This is a genomic window from Pseudomonas sp. SWRI92, from assembly GCF_014268685.1.
In the GTDB taxonomy this organism is placed as follows: domain Bacteria; phylum Pseudomonadota; class Gammaproteobacteria; order Pseudomonadales; family Pseudomonadaceae; genus Aquipseudomonas; species Aquipseudomonas marvdashtae.
On sequence record NZ_JABWQY010000001.1, the window covers coordinates 187269 to 204154 of the forward strand.

Consider the following 16886-nt stretch of genomic DNA (forward strand, 5'->3'; position numbering starts at 1 on the left):
CGGCATGAATTTTCTGATCGAAAACTGGGCCTTCGTTTGCAAGGGCCTGTGGATGACCGTGCGCCTGGCGCTGGTGGTGCTGCTGTTCACCACGCTGATTTCCATTGTTCTCGGCGTGTTGGCGACCCTCAAGAGCCGGCTGTTGCGGTGGACGATCCACGCTTACGTCGAGCTGTTTCGCTCGATCCCGCTGATCGTCAACGTGTTCTTCATCTTTTTTGGCGCGCCGATGCTGGGCCTGGACCTCAGCCCGTTCGCCGCGGTGACCACCGGCCTGACCCTGTGGGGCAGTGCCAATGGCATAGAGATCGTGCGCGGTGGTCTGGAGTCGGTGGCTCGTCATCAATGGAAAAGCGCCTGGGCGCTAGGCCTGCGGCCCTGGCAAATCTACTTGCACGTGATCGCGCCACAGTCGATGCGCGCCATTCTGCCGGCGTACACCGGTCTGCTGACCATGCTGGTACAAGCCACGTCCCTGGGCGCGCTAGTGGGCGTCGGCGAGTTTCTCAAAGTCGGCCAGATCATCATCGAGCGCGACACCGTCATGACCGGCGTCAGCCCCGCGTTCACGGTCTACGGCCTGGTGCTGCTGGTGTACTTCGTCATCTGTTCACTGCTGAGCTGGCTCAGCCGTTATCTCGAACGTCGGCTGGGTCGCCCAGTGACGCGTGCCACTCCAAAAGAGGTTTCAACATGCAAGCATCCAAAGTCAGCCGGCGCCTGAAGGAAGCCACCGCGCCGGAAGTCAACGAGTACATCTACCGGCCGCGCCTGCAGGGCTTCGCCGAAGGGTTCGACCTGCTGGGCAACATCAACAAGGCCCATATTGTGATGCTTGCCGAGCAGGGTCTGATCCGGAACGAGCATGCCGCCGTGTTGGCCAGGGGCGTTCTCGAAATGGAGGAGGCCGGACCTGGCGAGGTGACGCTCGACCCGTCCCGCGAGGATGCATACTTCAACTACGAGGCGCACCTGATCGGGCGGATCGGCACCGACATCGGCGGTCGCCTGCACACTGGCCGCAGCCGCAACGACATCCTCGCCACGCTCGACCGGCTGCGCTGCCGTGAGGTGCTGATGGACTTGATCGATGCCTTGCTGGAAGTCCGGCAGACCGCCGTCAACAATGCCGAAGTGTTCGCCGATGTGGTGATGCCGGGCTATACCCACCTGCAACCGGCGCAACCGATCACCTACGGCTATTACCTGTCGGCGGTGGAGCAGGCGTTGAACCGCGATTGCAAGCGCCTGACCCAGACCCTGGAATCGATGAACCAGAGCCCGCTGGGCGCGGCGGCCTTCGCCGGGACACCGTTCAACATTCACCGAGGGCGTACCGCCGAACTGCTGGGTTTCGACGGCTACCTGGACAATGCCCTGGACGCCGTCGGCTCGCGGGATTTCATTCTCGAAAGCCTGTCGCACCTGAGTCTGCTGGCGGTGTTCTGGAGCCGCGTGGCGCAGGACTATTTTGTCTGGAGCACCCACGAATTCAGCCTGATCGATTTTCCCGACAGCGTGGCGGCGACGTCGAGCATCATGCCGCAGAAGAAAAACCCCACGGTGCTGGAATACCTCAAGGGCCGCAGCGGGCACATCGTCGGCCTGCTGATGGGGGCGAGCATCAGCATCAAGGGCAGCAACTTCTCTCACACCGGCGACGGCAACCGCGAGGGCACCCGTGGCTTTTGGGAGGCCGCCGAAGAAAGCCTGCGCTGCTTGAAACTGCTGGATCTGGTGTTGCGCACCGCGACGCCGAACATCGAGCTGGCCGTGCGCCGGGCGGGCGAGGACTTCTCGACCGCCACCGGCCTGGCCGACCTGATCGTGCAGGAAGCCGACCTGTCGTTCCGTGAGGCCCATCATGTGGTGGGCGCGGTGGTGCGCAGGGCCATGGATGCAGGCCTGTTGGCGCACCAGATCGACACCGCCATGGTCGACGCCTGCGCCTTGGAGCAACTGGGGCATGCGCTGAACCTGCCGGCGCAGAAAGTGCGCGATTGCCTCGACCCGACCGCCAACGTACAGGCGCGGACTTCCGCGGGCGGCCCATCGATGGCGTCACTCAAGCCGAGTCTGCTTCGCGCCAACGCCAGAATCGCTACCGAGCGCCAAGCCAACCAGGCCCGTCGCGATCGCCTGGCGGCGGCCCATGAACGTCTGCAGGCGGCGACCCGGGCACAGGCGGGGCTATGAAGAGCATGTTGACGGTACGCGGGTTGCACAAGCGGTTCGGTGACCATGAGGTGGTCAAGGGCGTGGACCTGGACGTTGCTGAAGGTGAAGTGGTGGTGATCATCGGCCCCAGCGGCTCAGGAAAATCCACCTTCATTCGCTGCCTCAACAGCCTCGAAGTGCCCTCCGCAGGCAGTGTGGTGATCGGCAATGGCGAGTCGATCAAGGCTGGTGATCGCAAGGCACTGGCGAAGTTGCGGGAGGAGGTGGGCATGGTGTTCCAAGACTACACGCTGTTCCCGCATATGTCGGTGATGGCGAACATGATCCTGGCGCCGGTCAAGCTCAAGCGCGCCACGAAGGCCCAGGCCCAAAACGATGCGCTGGCGCTGCTGGACCGCGTCGGGCTACGGCATAAAGCTGAAGGATATCCGTCCGAGCTTTCGGGCGGCCAGCAGCAGCGGGTAGCGATTGTCCGCGCCCTGGCCATGAAGCCCAAGCTGCTGCTGTTCGATGAACCCACTTCGGCGCTGGACCCGGAAACCGTTGGCGACGTGCTGAACGTGATGAAGGGGTTGGCCACTGAAGGCATGACCATGATCGTCGTGACCCACGAAATGGGCTTCGCCCGGGAAGTGGCGGACCGGGTGGTGTTTTTCGACGGCGGGCGGGTTGTCGAAATGGGGCCGCCATCCCAGATGTTTACCGCACCCAAGGAAGCGCGGACGCGGCAGTTCCTGCAAGCGGTCCTTCACTAGAACAACGGAGGGAGCTTGTGATGAATGAAGTGATCGAAAGCATGATCCGCATGGAGGGCGTGCACAAATGGTACGGCCAGTTCCACGTGTTGAAAGACATCAACCTGAACGTTAGCCAGGGCGAGCGGATCGTGCTGTGCGGCCCGTCGGGCTCCGGCAAATCAACGACCATTCGTTGCCTGAATCGCCTTGAAGCGCACCAGCAAGGCAAGATCGTCGTGGACGGCAGCGAGCTGACCTCGGACCTGAAACAGATCGAGACCATCCGCCGTGAAGTCGGCATGGTGTTCCAGCACTTCAACCTGTTCCCGCACCTGACCATCCTGCAGAACTGCACCCTGGCGCCGATGTGGGTGCGCAAGATGCCCAAGCGCAAGGCCGAGGAAATCGCCATGCATTACCTGGCGCGCGTACGCATTCCAGAGCAGGCGCATAAATACCCGGGCCAGCTCTCCGGCGGCCAGCAACAGCGCGTGGCCATCGCCCGTGCCCTGTGCATGAAGCCGAAAATCATGCTGTTCGACGAACCGACTTCGGCACTCGACCCCGAGATGGTGAAAGAGGTGCTGGACACCATGATCGGCCTGGCCGAAGACGGCATGACCATGCTCTGCGTGACCCACGAAATGGGCTTCGCTCGCACCGTGGCCAACCGCGTGATCTTCATGGACAAAGGCGAAATCGTCGAACAGGCCGCGCCGAACGACTTCTTCGACAACCCGCAAAACGACCGCACCAAGTTGTTCCTGAGCCAGATCCTGCATTGATCGAATTTGCGCCGCAGGCCAAGGGGAGAGGTCGGCAAACGGCTTTCTTGACGGGGAGAGTGGGTATGCCCCGATAGAACGATAAAATGGCGAGCAGGGCATTCGCTACGCCGGCTGTAGCTGAGCTTCGATCGCTTGTTTGTCGACAATCGACCAGACCTCGCGGATCCTGCCGTCCTCGAATGCATAGAAAACGTTTTCCGTGAAGGCGATCCGTGCGCCGTTGACCGCAAGACCCAGGAACTCGCCAGCCGGCGTGCAATTGAACATCAGGCGAGCCGCCAACTTGGGTGGGTCGATCACCAGGAATTCACTTTCAAAGCGCAAGTCGGGAATGTCTCGATAGTCCGATTCCAGCATGCTTCGATAGCCATGCAATCCTAATCGTCTCGCGTTGTGGACCACCTCCGGGTGCACAAAAAGGCCCAGGTTCTTCCAATCCTGTGCATTCAGGCAGGCGATGTAGTCGGTGTAGATATCTGCAAGATTCGAGGTCATGGGAACTGATTCTCCGCTATGTGCCTATTGCAAGAGCATAGTCATGCGTCGGCAGGTTCACTGAGCGCGCCCCTCGGCATTTTTACCAATGTCCATGCTGTGCAAGGGAGGAAGAGTCATCGCGTCTCTCGTGAGAACCGGGGCAGGAAGGATGTTACAAACTTAGTATTCCCTTTCGGGTTGATGACAGCAGAAGCGACTATCCTTGCGGACACTGAAGGTAAACGTTGCATCCATAAAAAAAAGAGACGCCATGTCAGATTATGCTCGCGCCAGCGCCCCCTACCCAGGCATCAAACGTGATCGAACCTGTTTGATCAGGTCCCGGTTGCTCCGGATAGTTTCAATGACGCTTCTCGGTGTTTTTACAGCAATGCCCAGCTACGGCCAGGACCTGCCAGCCTCGGCGGGTGAGGAAAATTCTGCGGTGACCGTGGCTCAAGCGCAGGACATGGTAGCCAAGGCCACCCTCGGCGCCGTTCCCTGGAGCGGTCCTGAAACCGGCCCGCGCGCCCAGCGCGGCAAGAGCATCGCCATCGTCGCGGAAGATATGCGCAACGGAGGTATCGTCGGCGTCGCCCAGGGTGCTCGCGAGGCAGCCAAGGCGATGGGCTGGACGCTGAGGGTTTTCGATGGCGCTGGAACACCGGCCGGGCGCGCCAAGGCCTTTTCCGATGCCCTGGCGGCGAACCCCGACGGCCTCATCCTGTGCGGTGCCGATGCCCTCGAAAACAAGGCGGCGCTGGGCGTCTTCGCAGAAAAGGGCGTGCCGGTGGTGGGTTGGCACGCCGGGGAGCGTCCCGGGCCGATTGACGGTACGCCGATGGCCATGAACGTCACGACCGACCCGCTCGAAGTGGCTCGCATCACGGCCATGGCGGCGGTGGCGCAGTCAAACGGCAAGGCCGGCGTGGTCATCCTGACCGATTCCAGATACAGCATCGCCATGGCGAAAGCCAGGGCCATGGAAAAGGTCATTCGGGCCTGTCGGGAATGCACGTTGCTGGAGGTGCGCGATGTCGCGATTTCCGAGAGCCGCGAGAAGATGCCGGCGATCACCAAGGAACTGCTTCAGCGCCATGGCAAGCGCTGGACCCACGCGCTGGCCATCAACGATATCTATTTCGATTACTCGGTTGCCGCCTTGAGCAGCGCCGCGATACCCCGGGACGGCATCAGCCTGCTGTCCGCCGGTGACGGCAGCGCGTCGGCGTTCCTGCGCATACAGGAAAAAAATTACCAGACGGTCACCGTGGCCGAACCACTCAACCTGCATGGCTGGCAGGTGATCGATGAGTTGAACCGGTTGTTGGCAGGTCAGCCGGTGAGCGGCTTCGTCGCACCGGTTCACTTGGTTAATGCCGACAATATCGCGTTCGACGGCGGGACGAAGCTCCTGTATGACCCAGCCAATGGTTATCGAGACATCTATCGATTTCAATGGAATCGCTGAGACCTGGACGTTGCTCACGGAAGAGGGGACTTGCCGTCTCCTTTGCCTTCAAGGCCTGTCGAAAATAATTTCACCCACCCGTCGATTCCGGCCGTTGTCATTCGATTAGTCCGTAGAGCCGCCACACGGGCGGCTTGATCCATCCATTCTCAGGAGGTTCGAGCATGCGATTTATGGTGATCGTCAAGGCCAGTCCGGAATCGGAAGCTGGAGAAATGCCCAGCGAAGAACTGCTGGCGGCCATGGGCGCCTACAACGAAGAACTGGTCAAGGCCGGGGTGATGCTCGCGGGCGAAGGCCTGCATCCCAGTGCCGAAGGCGTGCGTGTGCAATTTTCCGGCAACGACCGGACCGTCGTCGATGGGCCCTTTGCTGAAACCAAGGAGCTGGTCGCCGGCTTCTGGATCTTCAAGGTCCAGTCATTGCAGGAGGCCATCGACTGGGTCAAGCGCTGCCCCAATCCGATGGTCAGCGACAGTGAAATCGAAATCCGCCAGATCTTCGAACTTGAAGAGTTCGGCGAGACCTTTACCCCCGAGTTGCGCGAGCAGGAAGACGCTTGCGGGCGCAGATGTCCGGTCAATCATGAAACCGGAAACAGGAGATCCCACCATGAGAATCATCCCTTACCTGACCTTCAACGGCCAATGCAAGGAAGCCTTTGCGTTATACAAGGAGGTGCTTGGCGGCGAGTTGTTTTCCATGTCCTTTGCCGAGGCGCCGGAAGATGTCGGCATGCCCAAGGACGCGGACCTGATCATGCACACTTGCCTGACCGTGGGCCATTTCAGCCTGATGGCCTCCGACTGCCCGCCGGGCCAGCCGTATGGCAAACCGCAAGGCGTGTCGGTTTCCCTCAATGTCGACAGCGCTGAGGAGGCCGAGCGGTTGTTCGACGGCTTGAGTGCGGGTGGCAGCGTGCAGATGCCCTTGGCAAAGACGTTCTGGGCGGAGCGCTTTGCCATGTTCGAAGACCGTTTCGGGATTGCCTGGATGGTCAATTACGAGGGAAAGCAATAAACAGGAATCCTGCATCAGGCTGTGCAATAGCCATGTTTCCCATTACGCTGAAAACCCCATACCCGGTAAAGCACCCAACAGCGTGAAGAAAATCATTCGAGTCGATGACCTCCAGGTGTTCGTGACCACCACGGACGCCGGGAGCTTTTCGGCGGCGGCGCGGTTGTTGGACATCTCTCCGGCGTTGGCCAGCGTCGCGGTGCAGCGGCTGGAAGCGAGCCTGGGGGTGAGGTTGTTCGTGCGCTCTACGCGGCGGCTGCGTTTGTCGGACGACGGTGTGCGTTACCTGACCCATGCCCGGCAAGCGCTGGAGGCACTGGGGAATGGCGAGTTGGCCCTGGCACAGGGACGCGACGAAATTGCCGGGACGCTACGGCTGTCCATGCCTTCGGATATCGGGCGCAACCTGCTGCTGCCGTGGCTGGATGAATTCCAACAATTGCATCCCAACGTGCTGTTGCAGTTGCGTGTCAGCGACCAGGTGGCGGATCTGTTCACCGAGCACCTGGACGCGAGCATTCGCTATGGCCAACTGGCTGACTCAAGCCTCGTGGCCCTGGCACTGGCGCCTTCCAACCGCAGGACTGTGTGCGCATCCCCCGGCTACATTGCACGCCATGGCCTGCCGAAGACCCCCGCGGAGTTAAGCCGGCACAATTGCCTTCGTTACGTGATGGGTGAACAGACTTTCGAGCGCTGGAGTTTTCAGACGCCCGAAGGAATGGAAATGGTCCAGGTCATGGGCGATCGCATCAGCGACGATGCCGATATCGTCAGGCGTTGGGCGGTATCGGGGCTGGGGGTCGTCTACAAGTCCAAGCTCGATGTCATGGACGATATTCGCGGCGGCCGCCTGGTGGAAGTTTTCCCGCCGGACTACGGCCAGCCGGCGCCGCTGCAACTGGTCTGCGCTCATCGAACCTCACTGACGCCCGCGGTCCAGGTGTTGAGGTCTTTCCTGGCCGCGCGCTTGGAGCGTTACATCAGCGGATGAGCGGGGCGCGAGGCCCCGCGCTTGTGGGGGAGCCCCGACAATCAGTTATGCGCGGCTCAAGCGGGCTCCTCGACACGTAACAAGACCCGGGTCACCCGACGCTCTTCAACTTCCACGACGGTCATGCGCCAGCCCTGCCAACTGAGGGTGTCGCCAATGATCGGCAGGCGATCCAGCAGGCTCATTACCAGCCCGGCAAGCGTCTGGTAATCCTCTGTCGCTTCAACCAGGAAGCCGATGTGCTCGCGAATCTGACTGAGATTCAAGGCGCCGCTGACGAGAAAACCGCCTTCCTGGGGGACGATGTTAGGGCCTTCGATTTCGCTGGCATCCGGCAATTCGCCGGCAATGGACTCGAGGATGTCGGTCATGGTGAGCAGGCCCACGAAGTCGCCGAACTCGTTCACCACGAACGCGATATGGGTCGACTCCTTGCGCATCTGTTCCAACGCGTTAAGGATCGTGAAACTGTCGAGCAAGTTGATCGTTTTGCGCGCCATGGCTTCCAGGTTCGGCTGGTTGCCCGCCAGTATTTCCTTGAGAAGTTCTTTCTTGTGGACGAAGCCCAGGGGCTCATCCACGCGTCCTTCCCGAATCAACGGCAAGCGCGAATACGACGAGTGCATCAGCGCCGTACGGATCTGTTCCGGCGTGTCCGCCAGGTCAATATGGTCGATTTGCGCACGAGGCGTCATCACATGGCGGATCGGGCGCTCTGCCAATTGCAGCACGCCACTGATCATGACCCGCTCGCGTCGATGGAAAACCTGTTCGTGTTCACCGTCGGCCAGCATGTCGGCGATTTCTTCGCCAACTTCATCGGCACCCAACTGTTTGCCGCCCAGCAGGCGCATCACCGCATGAGCCGTACGCTCACGCATCGGCAGAAGGCCTTGCAGGCTTTTCTTGCGACGCGAGCGTGCCAATTGGTTGAACAGTTCGATCAGGATCGAGAAGCCAATCGCGGCGTACAAATAACCTTTGGGGATGTGAAAGCCCAGGCCCTCGGCGGTGAGGCTGAAGCCGATCATCATCAGGAAGCCCAGGCAGAGCATGATAACGGTGGGATGGCCGTTGACGAATTTCGTCAGCGGTTTGCTTGCCACAATCATCAAGCCGATGGAGAAAATCACCGCGATCATCATGACCGACAAGTGCTCCACCATGCCCACGGCGGTAATCACCGCATCCAGGGAAAAGACCGCATCCAGCACGACAATTTGCGCGACGATGGGCCAGAACATCGCGTAGGCGGCATTACCGGCGCGTTGCGTCACGTGGCCCTCAAGCCGCTCGTGCAATTCCATGGTCGCCTTGAACAACAGGAACACACCGCCGAACAGCATGATCAAGTCCCGACCCGAGAACGTCTTGTCGAACAGTTCGAACAGCGGGTTGGTCAGGGTCACCATCCAAGAGATGCTGGCCAGCAGGCCAAGACGCATCAGCAGCGCCAGGGACAGGCCGATGACGCGGGCACGGTCACGCTGCTCGGGCGGGAGCTTGTCAGCCAGGATGGCGATGAATACGAGGTTATCGATGCCGAGCACCAGCTCCAGCACAATCAAGGTCAGCAGGCCGAGCCATGCCGTGGGGTCAACGATCCATTCCATGGTTATGCGTTCCCTCGGACGATCAGTACAAGGGGAGAGGGCTGCGACCGGAAGGTACCCGGCGCTGGGGGGCGGAAAACAGTGTTGTGGGAAATGCGACTGGGAGGTTCCTGAAGCGTGTTCATACAGACCTGGCAATAATTGGGGAAGAAATCCTACAACGGTTTCCAACACTTCATACGAGACGATTTATTACAGGATCTGACGGAGCGACAGCCTGAAGCGCTCGTCCAGGCTGGCCTTCGTCATTGGGGAAGACAATAGCCTTCCCCTTTTTACGACGCATTGCCGAGCATTCAAGCTTGGCCAGCGGCCTCGCGGACGAAATCATCGTAGGTGCGTAGAGGGCGTCCCAGAATGGCTTGCAACCGTTCGACCGTCCCGTCTTCGGCCTGCATGCCAAAGGCCTGGATGCCGGCCATCATCAGGCGCATGTCGTACGCCAGCCAGCTGGGGCCGAACGATGCCATCTGTCCTTCGAATGCGGCCACGTCGTCACCGCCATAAGCGACTTCGCGACTCAGTGCCAAGCTCCAGGCCTGTGCCACGGCTGCACCGGTCAATGCTTGCGGGCCTACAAGTTCCAGCGTGACGCGGTCGAGGGCAGTGGGGGCACGGTCCCGTCGCAGCAACTCGGCGACGGCGATATCGGCGATGTCGCGCGCATCGATCATCGAGACGCCCTTCGAGCCGATCGGCATCGGGTAGACGCCGTAGTCACGGATGGTCTGCTGGACCATGAGCTCGTTCTGCATGAAGTAAGCCGGACGCAGAATGGTTGCCGGAACGCCGTGACTTTCGATCATCCTCTCGACCGTGTGCTTGCCGGTGAAGTGCGGAACGTTGGTGAACTTGTCGGCATGGATCACCGACAGGTAGACGATGCGCTCGATACCGGCTTCGCGCGCCAGGTTCAGCGTGATCAGTGCCTGTGTCACCTCATCGGGCGTGACGGCGTTCAGCAAGAACAACGTACGCACCGATGAAAGCGCGGCGCGCATGGACGGTACGTCGGTCAAGTCTGCGATGACTTCGGTGACGCCTGCAGGGAAGTCCCGCTTGCCGGCCTGGCGCACCAGCGCTTTTACCTCGGCGCCCGCTTCAGCGAGCCGCGCAGTGATAAGTGACCCAATGGTGCCCGTGGCGCCGGTGATCAAGATGCTCATATGAATCTCCTGTCGTGGATATAAGGGAATGCGTTCCCCGATGACAGGACGATAGGTTGTTGCAGGTGTAAAACGAAGACGCCAATATGTAGACACATTGTCCCGAAAATGGAACACCATGAACCTGAACGCGCTGATCGATTTCGCCTTGGTCGCCACCAATGAAGGGCTTGGAAAGGCCAGCCGGGCGAGCGGCAGATCGAAAGCGACCTTGTCGCGGCGCATTGCCGACTTGGAGGAGCAGTTGGGCGTCCGGCTGATCGAGCGCAGCGCCCGTGGCTTGAAGCTCACCGAGGCTGGGGAGATGCTGATTGCCCGGACCGAAGGCCCGTTGGGCGAAGTGATCGAGGCCATGGCGGCGGCGCAGGAAGGGCTGTCCACGCCGCGCGGACGCTTGCGGGTGGCTGCCCCGGTGTTGTTTTCGCAACTGGCGATGGGGCGCATTGGGGCTGAGTTCTGTGCGGCCTACCCGCAGGTTGCGCTCGATGTCGTGGCCGAGGATCGGTTGGTCGACTTGGTGGAGGAACAATACGATGTGGCCATCCGGATCAACCCGAGCCCGGACAGCAGTCTGGTCGGAAGATGTTTCGCCAAGGACCGGTTGGTGGTCGTGGCCGCGCCAGGAATCGCCAAGCCGACACGCGGTGCGGTCAGGCCGGTTCCCAGTATCGTGTTCTCGAACTTCCAACCGACCCACTGGAATCTCGATGACGGGCGCTTGATCCTGGAGCCTGTCCCCAAGCTATGGTTTTCCTCGTTCCTGATGATTCGCGACGCGGCTATCGCCGGGGGTGGGGCGGCACTCATTCCGCAATCCATCGCCGGTAGCCAACTTGCACGTGGCGAGTTGGTTCAATGGGGGACGGTATCGGGAGTTGAAGCGCAGCTCTGGGTGTTGCACACGTCCAGGCGCCTGGCGGCACCGAAAGTTCGCGCATTCGTCGATTTCATGTGCGCCAGGTATCTGGACATGTCATTGGTGCTGGAAGGATAAAAGACTGCACGTCAACTTAGGGTTATGGCTGTTCCTTCACCTTCGTAGAGACGACCGCTTCGTAACTTCCCGCGGGTGCTACTTCGTTTGTCACCCACAACCGCTCACTGCGGCATTTATATTTAACGCCTTTGCGCGGCACCATTTCCCTGGCCGTGTCGACACACATTTGCCTGGAGGCATAGGTGGGTCCGGTTCTTCGCTCTTCGACACAGCCTTCCATGCCACTACAGATCGTCATGACAAGAAAATAGACAGTCATCATCTAATGTTGCTCCATCGAGCGATGCGGTTAGTTACGTCCTGTGTCAGCGCGGATGAGCGCCTGAACGCACAGTGATACCCGGCGGATGATGAGCTTCCCCCCGAATCTTCAGCAATGGACGCCAGCGCCACCTGTCGGAAAAATGGCACCTTATTTAAAAATTTTTATAGGTGCCATTTCTGTGACGGTTTGTTGGCGCCACGAAGGCTGCCATGAAGCATTTTTTATACCCCTGCGAGGCGGTGCTCAGCGGCATATTCGGGACGGTGAAAAAGCGGTTTTTATAAAAAATAACTCAGCGTTCCTAACGTGAAGAAACGGGCCTTGGCGCCTATGTTTACACGTCCAATAGTTGAAGTTTCGGGTCGTTCGAAGTTATTCAATTAGCCTCGCGAAGTTACAGCGGAAGAGTCTTCGAGGACGGGGCTATATGGACAAAATCTGTCCACTTGTCAACGTGGTTTCAGCCCCTATTATTGGCGCACTGAATCGCCAAGAAGAGGGTGTTATGGGGCAGTTATTTGAAGGTTGCATAAAGGTGATCGTTCCTTGTGGTTCGTTGGGGGCGGGTGTTCGCGAAGAAGAAATTGCTTATGGGTTGGCGGCGGGGGCGCAAGTCATTGCTTCGGACGCCGGTTCCACCGATAGCGGTGCGGCTTATCTCGCTCTTGGAAAATCCAAGAACAACCGAGGCGCGGTCAAGCGCGACCTGACAATTTTAATGAAAGCCCAAGCGCAATCCGGCGTGCCGATAATTGTCGGCACCGCGGGGCAGGCAGGCGGTGATCTGAACTTGGATTGGACGCGAGATATTGCCCTTGAAATTGCTGCAGAGTTGGGCGTGTCGCCAAAAATAGCGCTCATCTATTGCGAGCAAGACAAGCAGACAGTTAAAAAACTGAACGCTGAAGGTCGTATCAAGCCGCTCCCGCCTCATGGAAGTCTGGAAGACGCGACGGTGGACAATTGTGAACACATTGTCGCAGCGCTTGGGGTGGAACCCTTTCTCGCCGCCCTTGATGCTGGCGCGGACATAATCCTGGCTGGTCGTTCCACCGATACTGCGGTCATCGCCTGTTATCCCATCTGGAAGGGCGCGCCTTGGGGGCCTTCCTGGCACGCCGGCAAAACCGGTGAATGCGGCGTGCAATGCGCCGTCAACCCGACACTTGGATCGGGCATCCTGCTGAGTGTTGATGCGAATGGCTTCGAAGTCGAACCCTTGAGCCAAGACAATCAGTGCACCCCTCATAGCGTATCGGCCCACATGCTCTACGAGAACAGCGATCCGTTCCGGTTGATCGAGCCAGGCGGCATCTTGAATGTTGCCCAGGCGCGTTATACCGCTCTGAATGGCCGCGCCGTTCGAGTGGAGGGTTCGTGCTGGGAAGAAATGCCCTACACCATGAAGTTGGAAGGCGCCTCGGCTGGTTTATATCAAACGATCATGCTGGTGGGCATCCAGGATCCCGATGTGCTCAATGATATCGATGGTTTTCACGATCGCTTGCTCGAAGCCCTCCATATAAGAACGCGCCAGTCCATACCCGCCGAGGAACTGGGCGAGTTTCATATTTCCCTGCGGATGTACGGATGGAATGGCGTTACGGGTGCAGCGCCTGCTGTCGGGACATTGCCCCCGCCTGAAGTGGGTATGTTGTTTGTCGCAACTGCCGCGACCCAGGAAATGGCCAATACAATTGCTCAAGCCTGCAATCCTTATTTTTTCCATTACCCCAGTGTCATGGGCAAGGAACTGCCTTCCTATGGGTTTGCCTTTACACCGGCCGATATACCTCGCGGGCAGATATTCGAGTTCAAGTTGAATCACGTCGTGCAACTTGAAGATCCATTGGCGTTGGTGCGTCTGAAATGGATTGATCTATCAAACAAGTCGACGGCTATACAGGAGCTTGCACAGTGATCAAGTTGCGTGATGTCTGTCGGCATGTCCGATCCAAACAAGCGGGGCCGTTCTGGATTACTTTCGATATCTTCTTCAATGGGCGCGAGAACTTTGAGCGTTATTCCGATTGCGCCGCACTTTCTCCCGGGCAATTCGCGAGGCTCTACGGCACCGATCCCGAACAAGTCAAGCGCGTTGCCGTGCCCGACCTGGAAATGGTCAAGATCTCTTATCCGCGGGCAACGCCGCAGGGGGGCATGGTCGAGCGCGACATGCATGCCGGCCAGCAATACGTCCGCCTGCTCGACGTGATGGTCGAGTAAGACTCCCTACGCCCAGTGGCGCCTGGATTTGTTCGCCTCACGGACGAGGCCTGACCCACCCATACCTGAGGTAACCATGACGGACTCGACCGTTGCTATGCGGCTGGCGCAATACGCCCACGAATTCAGGAAGCAAAGGCTACCCGTAAAAATCATCCACCTGGTGCGCCAGCGCTTTATCGATAGCCTGGCCTGCGTGCTGGGCGCTTATGGGGCGGACCCGGTAACGGCTGCCGTGTGTTACGCCGCCGCCAACACCGCGAAATCCTCCAGCGTCTTCGGCACGGATTTAAAAACGACGCCGGAAATCGCCGCCTTCGCCAACGGCCTGATGGTCCGCTTCCTCGACTATAACGACGGCTACATGGGCAAGGAACCGGGCCACCCCAGTGACAACATTCCCGCCTGCCTCGCGGTGGCCCAGGCCGAGGGGGCAACGGGTGCCGAGCTGATTTCGGCCATTGTCCTGGCCTACGAGATCCAGATGCGGTTGCAGGATGCGGCCAGCTTGAACAAGCGTGGCTGGGACCACGTCAATTACATCAATGTAGCGATGGCGGTGGCGGCTTCGAACCTGATGAAACTCGACGTGCTCCAGACTGAGCAAGCGATCAATATTGCCCTGAGCGGGCATCTGGCGATGCGCCAGGTGCGCAGTGGGTCGTTGTCCGACTGGAAAGGTTGCTCTGCAGCCAATGCCGCACGCAACGCCATTTTCGCCGCCCAACTGGCGCGCCATGGCATGACGGGGCCGTCGCCGATCTTTGAAGGTGAGATGGGCTTCTTCAAGCAGGTTTCGGGACCGTTTGAGCTGGATACCGATCGTTTTGGTACGCCTGACAATGGCGATTACGCCATATGCCGCTCCCTGACCAAGACATTTCCCACCAATGGCGAGCTGCATACGGCTGTCTGGGCTGCGCTGGATCTACGCAAACGGATCGACGGGGTGGGAGAGATTGCCGCCATTACCATCGAAACCTCGGAATTCAACCGCCGAGTGCTGGCCGATACGCCGGAGAAATGGTTGCCGAAAACCAGGGAAACGGCGGACCACAGCCTGCCTTACAACGTCGCCCGGGCATTGCTCGATGGCGACATCACGATAGGCTCTTATTCTGCTGAAAAAATTGCCGACCCAGCGGCGATTGCCTTGATGGACAAGATTGTCGTCGCTGAGGATCCGGCGCTGACGGCACTGTTCCCACGGCACCTGGCCAATCGTGTCAGTGTGACCCTGGTGTCAGGCGAGCAAGTGGTGAGTGAGATGATCACCGGGCCCGGATCCGTCGAAACCCCGATGAACGATCATGATTTCGAGCGAAAATTCGTACGCATGGCCGCGCCGCATATCGACGCAACGGCCCAGGCCCGAGTGCTGGGGTTCGTTGCCCGGCTTGAAGAACAAAACGAGTTCGAATCGCTATTCGCGGCGATGACGGTCTCGTAACGGGATTGGCGCTCCCAACGGGGCTCGCAGGGAGCGGCCAAGCTGGGGCTCAACGGCGGCCGATTCTGGTCGCCGTCGGCAAGGTCCCCGTATACCGCGCGCGGGGTCGAGCGTCGTGGTGTTGGTTGTATTGCTCGCTGGCGTGGGCTATCCAACCGATCGAGCGACCGACGCCCGCCAGGGAAATTTCCTGTCCGCGCAGTCCCAGTTTCCGGCCAATGAAACTCACCATGAGAATGAATTCCGGTGGGTAGGCAACGAGTTCCGAGGCCACTGAAAAGGCTTTCTGCAGCTTGGCAAACTCGCTGTCGCCGTCGAATACCGCAGTCAACGCCGCCAGGAGATTGCTGGCGCGCGGGTCATTGATTGAATGGACATTGGCGCCGAACCCGACGATATGCCCCTCCTGGCTGTAGCGCTGCAGAATGGGTTGGGCCGGGTCTGGGGCCGTGCAGATTTCCTCGATCATCCTGCTGGCGGCTTCATTTCTTCCGTAGGCGACCTTATGGCCCCTGGCCGCTGCAAGCCCGGCGATCACCGCGTAATAAGGCGTAGCGCCGGTAGTGGCGGCGACGCGGACGCTGTGGGTGGCGTGGTCCAGTTCATGATCGATACTGAGAATCAGCAGGCGCCGGATCAGGTCGGCATGGGCAGGCGGGGCGCCGCAGGCCTGGGTGATGAATTCATGCAAGGGTTGCGTGCTCGGTTCGGTCGCACCCACCACCAATGCGGCAAACCATCTCACGACGTCGGCGCCCGTGCGGGCGTAACTGTCGGTGGAAAGATCGAACGCCTTCGGGTTTTCTCGCTGCACCAGGGGGAAAAGCGCGATGGCTTTCTCTTGTGCGGACATGTGCTCATAGATCTTCAACAGCTTGGCAGCATCGTTGGGGGCACGAGGCAATGACGTGCCGAAGGCCGAAGGCACTTGCCAGATCAATTCGGCGACCTCTTCAACCGTTGCGTGATCAGCCAATTCGACGACATCGTGTCCCCGGTAGAACAGCCCGTCATCGGTGATCAGCGTAATCGCACTGTCCGACGGCGACAGCCGTTTCGCGGCATGTTTCTCGCCCGCCGGGACTTTTACCAAACGCTGAATGTCCTCGGCCCAGTAGCGACGTTTGGGCGAACCGGCAATCTTGATCGAGCGGATATTCTTGCGGCTGACATAGGCGTACAGCGTCGCAAGGCTGACCCCAAGCAGGGCCGCGGCTTGCTCTGCCGAGAGGTAGAGGTTTTCTTGATCTGGCATGACGAATCCGATCAGGTTGATTGGGTTTTGTACATGTTTATTAAATATACCGAGATTTCATCAATGTCTATCGGAGCGTCAATTTCTTTATGAAAAAGACAAAAGTCTCACGCAGCGATAGCAATCGATCCGTCAGCCAAACAGCTGGATGTTGACGAAAAAAATCAAGATTTACAGCCATTCCACCCCTATGTAGATTTCGGCTGCGCAAGAGCTGTTCACATTGATTTTCGATGACATCGATAACAA

At 59.4% G+C, this 16886-nt stretch carries 15 protein-coding genes and 1 pseudogene; 12 read left to right on the forward strand and 4 right to left on the reverse strand.

All coding sequences use genetic code 11. The annotated features are described in order from the left end of the window. Positions 1–4: 4 nt before the first annotated feature. Genes HU762_RS00755 through HU762_RS00770 form a run of 4 tightly spaced genes read left to right on the forward strand, consistent with a single transcriptional unit; the run spans position 5 to position 3700 of the window. The gene (locus tag HU762_RS00755; RefSeq protein ID WP_186608853.1) at positions 5–724 is read left to right on the forward strand and encodes an amino acid ABC transporter permease; all 720 of its coding nucleotides are present in this window, start codon (positions 5–7) and stop codon (positions 722–724) included. Beyond that, positions 694–2196: an argininosuccinate lyase gene (argH, locus tag HU762_RS00760; protein WP_186631553.1), complete on the forward strand. Its 1503-nt coding sequence runs from the start codon at positions 694–696 to the stop codon at positions 2194–2196. Before HU762_RS00755 ends, argH begins: the two co-directional genes overlap by 31 nt. Next, positions 2193–2933: an amino acid ABC transporter ATP-binding protein gene (locus tag HU762_RS00765; RefSeq protein WP_272975766.1), complete on the forward strand. Its 741-nt coding sequence runs from the start codon at positions 2193–2195 to the stop codon at positions 2931–2933. The genes argH and HU762_RS00765 overlap by 4 nt, the downstream gene beginning before the upstream one ends. A gap of 20 nt (positions 2934–2953) precedes the next feature. Next, positions 2954–3700 (forward strand): amino acid ABC transporter ATP-binding protein, encoded by a 747-nt coding sequence (locus tag HU762_RS00770; RefSeq protein ID WP_186631556.1) that lies wholly within the window; start codon positions 2954–2956, stop codon positions 3698–3700. A gap of 105 nt (positions 3701–3805) precedes the next feature. On the opposite strand, the gene HU762_RS00775 is transcribed toward HU762_RS00770, so the two are convergent. Beyond that, positions 3806–4198: an ester cyclase gene (locus HU762_RS00775; RefSeq protein WP_186631559.1), complete on the reverse strand. Its 393-nt coding sequence runs from the start codon at positions 4196–4198 to the stop codon at positions 3806–3808. A gap of 433 nt (positions 4199–4631) precedes the next feature. Between HU762_RS00775 and HU762_RS00780 the strand changes: the two genes are divergently transcribed. From HU762_RS00780 to HU762_RS00795, 4 genes and pseudogenes are all read left to right on the forward strand, one after another. Continuing rightward, positions 4632–5651, forward strand: a complete 1020-nt coding sequence (locus HU762_RS00780; protein WP_186632912.1) for a substrate-binding domain-containing protein — start codon at positions 4632–4634, stop codon at positions 5649–5651. A gap of 164 nt (positions 5652–5815) precedes the next feature. Beyond that, positions 5816–6208, forward strand: a pseudogene (locus HU762_RS00785) (YciI family protein); the annotation flags it as partial. A gap of 55 nt (positions 6209–6263) precedes the next feature. Further along, complete coding sequence (locus HU762_RS00790; protein WP_186631562.1) at positions 6264–6671, forward strand: VOC family protein; 408 nt, start codon at positions 6264–6266, stop codon at positions 6669–6671. An 82-nt stretch (positions 6672–6753) separates the two neighbouring features. Further along, positions 6754–7665 (forward strand): LysR substrate-binding domain-containing protein, encoded by a 912-nt coding sequence (locus HU762_RS00795; protein WP_346656816.1) that lies wholly within the window; start codon positions 6754–6756, stop codon positions 7663–7665. 56 nt (positions 7666–7721) lie between these two features. On the opposite strand, the gene HU762_RS00800 is transcribed toward HU762_RS00795, so the two are convergent. Continuing rightward, complete coding sequence (locus tag HU762_RS00800) at positions 7722–9278, reverse strand: TerC family protein (RefSeq protein ID WP_186631565.1); 1557 nt, start codon at positions 9276–9278, stop codon at positions 7722–7724. 296 nt (positions 9279–9574) lie between these two features. Next, complete coding sequence (locus HU762_RS00805) at positions 9575–10444, reverse strand: NmrA/HSCARG family protein (RefSeq protein WP_186631568.1); 870 nt, start codon at positions 10442–10444, stop codon at positions 9575–9577. Between the two features lie 118 nt (positions 10445–10562). Between HU762_RS00805 and HU762_RS00810 the strand changes: the two genes are divergently transcribed. The 4 genes from HU762_RS00810 (at position 10563) to HU762_RS00825 (ending at position 15382) form a co-directional block, all read left to right on the forward strand. Then, positions 10563–11438 carry a LysR family transcriptional regulator gene (locus HU762_RS00810; RefSeq protein WP_186631571.1) on the forward strand — a complete coding sequence of 292 codons (876 nt, stop codon included), beginning with the start codon at positions 10563–10565 and terminating at the stop codon, positions 11436–11438. 695 nt (positions 11439–12133) lie between these two features. After that, positions 12134–13627, forward strand: coding sequence for an acyclic terpene utilization AtuA family protein (locus HU762_RS00815; RefSeq protein ID WP_238340322.1), 1494 nt, complete (start codon positions 12134–12136; stop codon positions 13625–13627). Continuing rightward, entirely contained in the window at positions 13624–13932 is a 309-nt protein-coding gene (locus HU762_RS00820) for a DUF4387 domain-containing protein (protein WP_186631574.1), read from the forward strand. The genes HU762_RS00815 and HU762_RS00820 overlap by 4 nt, the downstream gene beginning before the upstream one ends. A gap of 76 nt (positions 13933–14008) precedes the next feature. After that, a complete protein-coding gene (locus HU762_RS00825) occupies positions 14009–15382 on the forward strand; it encodes an MmgE/PrpD family protein (protein WP_186631578.1) in 1374 nt (457 codons plus the stop codon). A 49-nt stretch (positions 15383–15431) separates the two neighbouring features. On the opposite strand, the gene HU762_RS00830 is transcribed toward HU762_RS00825, so the two are convergent. Further along, a complete protein-coding gene (locus HU762_RS00830) occupies positions 15432–16637 on the reverse strand; it encodes a citrate synthase (protein ID WP_186631581.1) in 1206 nt (401 codons plus the stop codon). Between the last annotated feature and the right edge of the window lie 249 nt (positions 16638–16886).